Origin of the sequence: Methylophilus aquaticus (assembly GCF_030769565.1) — a bacterium.
Taxonomy (GTDB): domain Bacteria; phylum Pseudomonadota; class Gammaproteobacteria; order Burkholderiales; family Methylophilaceae; genus Methylophilus; species Methylophilus aquaticus.
In genome coordinates, this window is record NZ_JAVCAP010000006.1 from 38,282 (window position 1) to 44,281 (window position 6,000).

A 6,000-nucleotide genomic window follows, 5' to 3' on the forward strand; every position below is an offset into this window, starting at 1 on the left:
AGCTGGGTATCCTGTCTAGAGGGAGGCATCACATAGGCCGATTGTTCCCGATGCAGGTGCCAGCGAACCAGGCAAAGGCTTTGCGGTGCTGGCAGCTGAGCTCCCTCCGCTGGCATAATGTTCAGCCAGTGCTACCAATGACAGCAAAGCACCGATTGCCTCATCATCATTCAGCGGAAGTCTGCACCATCAATATTGGCCGGTCTCTAGACCGGCTTTTTTCTGGGTATCCCAATTAAAGGGCATTTAGAGCGTTTATTCCAGCATTGGGAATTTTTCCCGATGCCTTATATTTTCATATGCAATCCACGATTGTTTAATTGATAAGGCCGTGAGCGATGAAAACAAATTTACCAGTGACACAACATGAGGTCGAACTTAAAGAAGGTGCCTCTATTGTGTCCAAAACCGATTTGAAAGGTGCGATTACTTATGTGAATCGTGAATTCCTGGAAGTCAGCGGATTTGCAGAATTTGAACTGCTTGGGAAAAACCATAATATTATTCGACACCCCGATATGCCGCCAGCAGCTTTTGAGGATTTATGGCGCACGGTAAAGGCAGGGAATCCATGGAACGGCATGGTAAAAAATCGTTGCAAAAATGGTGATTACTATTGGGTAGAAGCGAATGTTGCACCTGTGCGTGAAGGCCATACACTGGTTGGCTACATGTCTGTGCGCACAAAACCGAGTCGCCAGCAAATTGCGCAAGCAGAAAAAAACTATCAACAGATGCGTGAAGGTAAAGCAACACAACCGGCGTGGCATGCTCGGCTGATCGCCCGGCTTGATGACTTATCCATCTCTTATAAATTATCGCTGGCGATTTTGTTTCCTGTTGCCATGATGATCAGCTTCGGCTGGATGCAGCATGCGGAGCATCTTTTTGGCACAGCAATGATCGGAGTGATTGCTGCAGTCGTCGCGGGTGCGCTCGCTTCGGTAAAGCTGACCCGTTCGGTAAAGGTCATGAAAGAGGCCATTAATGGATTGGCTGGCGGCAATCTCGGCGTCAGCATTGAGATGCTTGGCAATGATGAGTGCGGCACTGTGATGAAAGCACTGAAGGCCATGCAAATCAAAATTGGCTTCGATGTGAATGATGCGCGTAAGCTGGCAGAGCAGGCGGGGCGCCTGCAGGCCGCACTGGATCAAAGTGCAACAGCATTTACATACAGTGATCAGTACCATTATCTGCAATACATGAATGCCGCAGCTGAAAAGCTTTGGCATGAAATGGCTGATCAACTGGACAAAACCCATGGCGGTTTTGAGGTCTCGGCCATGCTTGGCAAGCAGATTGGCGAGTATATTCCCGAACCTTTCAGAAAAACATTTAATGAACAGTCTAACGCGACGCGCACCCTCGATCTCTCCATGTGTGGCAAACGTATTCAATTAACAATTGTTTCTGTGTTTACAGCAAAAGGCGAGTATCTGGGACGAATGACACAATGGAATGACCGCACAGCAGAGTTTTCCGGTCAGCAAGAAGTGTTTCGTCTCGTCAGTGAAGCTGCAGCGGGTAATTTATCACAGCGCGTTAACCTTGACGTGTTGCCTGCTGGCTTTGTGAATGAAATTGGAAAAGGCATTAACCAAATTCTCGATGCGTTGATTACACCGTTAAACGTCGCTGCCAGTTATGTCGCCGATATCTCAAAAGGCCAGATTCCGGCCAAAATCACTGATCACTACAATGGTGATTTTAATACCATCAAAGACAACCTCAACCAGTGTATTGACGCAGTCAACGCATTGATTGTGGATGCGAACCTGTTATCGAAAGCGGCAGTAGAAGGCCGTTTGTCCGTGCGTGCAGATGCGACCAAGCATAATGGCGACTTTAAAAAAATTGTAGAGGGCGTCAACGCAACACTGGATTCTGTGATTGGCCCATTAAGTGTTGCTGCAGCCTGTGTAAACCGTATTTCAAAGGGAGATATTCCTGAGCGTATTGAAACGCATTACAACGGCGACTTTAACGAAATCAAGAATAGCCTGAATACCTGTATTGAGGCGGTGAACATATTGGTGACCGATGCCGAATATCTGACCGAAGCAGCACGTGAAGGCCGCATCAGTGTACGCGCTGATGCCAGCCGCCATCAGGGAGACTTTCGTAAAGTGGTGGAGGGTGTAAACAGCACGCTGGACCTCATTGTAGAGCCCATTGCAGCGGTGAGTGAGGCCGTGGAAACCATCACCACAGCCGCTAACGAGATCTCATCAGGCAACGCAGACTTGTCAGCCCGTACCGAGCAGCAAGCGTCCAGCCTGGAAGAAACCGCTGCCAGTATGGAAGAACTGGCTTCTACAGTGAAAAAGAATGCCGATAATGCGAAACAGGCGAATCAACTGGCATTGGCGGCTTCTGGTGTCGCAACCAAGGGCGGTGAAGTTGTGAATGAGGTGGTCGAAACCATGGGCGCGATTAACGAGAGTGCCAAGAAGATTGAAGACATCATCTCGGTGATTGACGGCATTGCTTTCCAGACCAATATTCTGGCCTTGAACGCGGCGGTAGAAGCGGCACGCGCTGGCGAGCAGGGCCGTGGGTTTGCAGTGGTGGCGGGTGAAGTGCGTAATCTGGCACAACGTTCCGCCAGTGCGGCCAAAGAGATTAAAGAACTGATCAGTGATTCTGTGAGCAAAACGACAGAAGGCACGCGTCTGGTTGAAAATGCAGGCACCACCATGGATGAAGTGGTTTCATCAGTACAGCGTGTTGCCGATATTATCAGCGAGATTTCGGCCGCTTCAGCCGAACAAACGACGGGTATTGATCAGGTGAACCAGGCAGTGACCAGCATGGATGAAACCACCCAGCAAAACGCAGCCTTGGTAGAGGAAGCGGCGGCAGCGGCTGAATCGCTGGTGGATCAGGCGAACCAGCTGGCAGATGTGATCAGCCAGTTCAAGCTGGATGGACGCGTACAAAGCAGCGCGCCATCCGCTACGCAACATCGGGCGGTGCAGACAAGCAGTACTGCAAGCAAGTCTTTTACGGCCAAACCCACGCGTAGCGGTACAGGCGGCGGTGGAGGTGGCGCCAAACCGGCGGCAGTCAGTGCGCCTGCACCTGCGCGTACCTTTGCCAAAACAGGCACAGATGATGAGTTTTAGGGCCTTTTTACTCTGTGAATAAAGCCACATTAATTAAATTGCATTGGCTTTGATAAAGCGAACCACCGGCATTAGTGGAGTCGCTGGTTGAGGTGATGAACCAGCAAGCCGTGGCCAGCCATTTAATACTTAAAAGTTACCGGCAATCAGGGAGCTTTAAGCCACCAGAAAAACCGGGATTTATGGTGAACAAATATAATTGTAATTTTTGTGTAACAACGCTAAAGAAAAGGTAGCGTCTGTCGTTATTAACAATAAGTGGTAGTGAAAAGCCACCTTAACTATGATTAATCATTTAATGGAGACTTTATGAAAAATTTTTCAATGGCAATTTACGCGGCATTAGTATTAGTATCACTTTCAAACCATACTCAAGCTGCGGATGATCAAATCACTTGTAAAGCATCCATGATGGGTCGCATTTGTTTTGACTCTAGTGGTAGAGAACTCTCAATTGCAGAAATGCAAGCGGCAACATCGGATGCTCAGAAAAAAGACCCTTCCGAAAAGGTAGCCAAGAAGTAAGTTTGTTAATATGCAATGAAAACCCCTCTCGTAGGGGTTTTTTTTATCCATGTCACTCCGGCTTGACATTGAAAAACTTGAGCGCAATAAGCGTAGTTAAATCCCCTTTTATTGGGCGATTAAAGCGGCTTTGTATAGCGCAAAATGTAGGCTAGTCAAAAAGCTGTTTTCCTAGTTTCATATGATGGAGATTTAAAATGAGTGTTGCAAAAAGACTGTACCTATTAATCGCAACCGCTGCGCTCGGCTTGTTAGCACTGGCGGTGATTGGATATTTTCAAACTGAACGGGTGTATGAAAAAACCAACTTTGCCAACGTTAATGCGGCGCCCAGCATTGATATATTAGATACAACGCTTGCTGATTTTGAAAAGTTAAATAGCTTGATTTGGTTGCATATGCTGAATACCGACAATGCAAAAATGCAAGTCATTGAAAAGCAAATCGCTGACACGCATAGCAAAATGATGGCGGATTTGAAACAGTATGATCCCTATGTGTATAACGATGAAGACCGCCAGCTACTCAAAGCAGTGTATGACGCAATCAAAGTTTATGATGGTTTGGGCGGGAATACACTCACATTGTCACTTTCAAATAAAAAGAACGAAGCCAGAGATGGCTTGTTAGCCAATCAGGCAATTATCGCAGGCGTACAAAAGGCGATTGCTCAACATAGGTTATTTAATAATACTCTCGCCAAAAGTAGCGCACAGGCTGCGCATGATATAAGAAATCAAGCCATACTGATGACGCTTTTCCTGGCCTCACTGGCCATTGCTACTGTGGTAGCAACCGGCTTGTTTATTCGTCGTAGCTTAATGAAAGAGCTAGGCGTTGAGCCGGCTGAGTTAGGAGTAATCGCGCGAAATTTTGTCGATGGTAATTTAAATCAGAAGATTGAATTGCCCGCAGATGACAAAACCAGCGTGGCCTATTCAATACGCGTTTTACAACGTACGTTGGATGGCTTGGTACAGTCACTGCGCTACGTGAGTCAACAGCATGATGAAGGTGATATTGATTGTACTGTCGATGAAAACCGCTTTAAAGGTGGCTTCTCAGAAATGGCTGCAGGGATCAATAAAATGGTCGCAGGCCATATTGATATGAACCAGAAAGCCATTGAAGTCGTAAAAGCATTTGGCGAAGGTAATCTGGATGCACAACTGGAACAGTTCCCCGGCAAGAAAGCGTTTGTCAACGAAGCGATTGAACAGGTCCGTAGCAATATCAAGCGTTTGGTTGATGATGCAGAAGAACTGGCGCATGCAGCGGTTGATGGACGTCTGTCAGTCCGTGCCGATGCCACCAAACACCAAGGTGACTTCCGCAAGATTGTGCAAGGTGTCAATGACACACTGGATGCCGTGATTAACCCGTTGAATGTCGCTGCCAGCTATGTAGCCGACATTTCAAAAGGCCATATTCCTGCCAAAATCACGGATCACTACAATGGTGACTTCAATACGATCAAAGACAACCTCAATCAATGTATTGATGCTGTCAATGCACTGGTTGCTGATGCTAATTTGCTTTCTAAAGCAGCGGTAGATGGCCAGCTCTCTACCCGTGCGGATGCAGGCAAACATCAGGGTGACTTCCGCAAAGTAGTAGAAGGCGTGAACGCAACGCTTGATTCCGTCATTGGACCACTGAATGTGGCTGCCAATTATGTAGATCGCATCTCAAAAGGGGATATCCCAGAGCGCATCACTGATCACTACAACGGTGACTTTAATGAAATTAAAAACAATCTGAACACCTGTGTTGATGCTGTCAATCGGCTGGTCGCAGATTCTGATTTGCTGGCTGAAGCGGCGCGTGAAGGCCGTATCATGGTCCGTGCAGATGCTGGCAAACATAGTGGTGATTTCCGTAAAATTGTTGACGGCGTGAACAATACCCTCGACCTGATTGTAGAACCGATCAGGGCCGTCAGTGAGGCCGTCGAAACGATCACCACGGCCGCTAACGAAATTTCGTCTGGTAACTCTGACCTGTCTTCCCGTACCGAGCAGCAAGCATCCAGCCTGGAAGAAACCGCTGCCAGCATGGAAGAACTGGCTTCTACAGTGAAACAGAATGCCGAAAACGCCAAACAGGCGAACCAGATGGCGCTTTCAGCCTCTGCGGTTGCAGTGAAAGGCGGCAATGTGGTCAGCGAAGTGGTCGCGACCATGAGTGCGATTAACGAGAGTGCCAAGAAGATTGAAGACATCATCTCGGTGATTGACGGCATTGCTTTCCAGACCAATATTCTGGCCTTGAACGCGGCGGTAGAAGCGGCACGCGCTGGCGAGCAGGGCCGTGGGTTTGCAGTGGTGGCGGGTGAAGTGCGTAATCT

3 protein-coding genes are annotated in these 6,000 nt (G+C 47.9%); all 3 read left to right on the top strand.

The window, feature by feature from the left end:
* The first annotated feature begins 338 nt into the window (after nucleotides 1-338).
* Nucleotides 339-3,128: a methyl-accepting chemotaxis protein gene (locus Q9291_RS03905; protein ID WP_306388698.1), complete on the top strand. Its 2,790-nt coding sequence runs from the start codon at nucleotides 339-341 to the stop codon at nucleotides 3,126-3,128.
* Between the two features lie 309 nt (nucleotides 3,129-3,437).
* A complete protein-coding gene (locus Q9291_RS03910; protein WP_306388699.1) occupies nucleotides 3,438-3,653 on the top strand; it encodes a hypothetical protein in 216 nt (71 codons plus the stop codon).
* Nucleotides 3,654-3,850: 197 nt separating this feature from the next.
* On the top strand, nucleotides 3,851-6,000 hold a 2,150-nt coding region (locus Q9291_RS03915), incomplete at its 3' end, for a methyl-accepting chemotaxis protein (protein WP_306388700.1).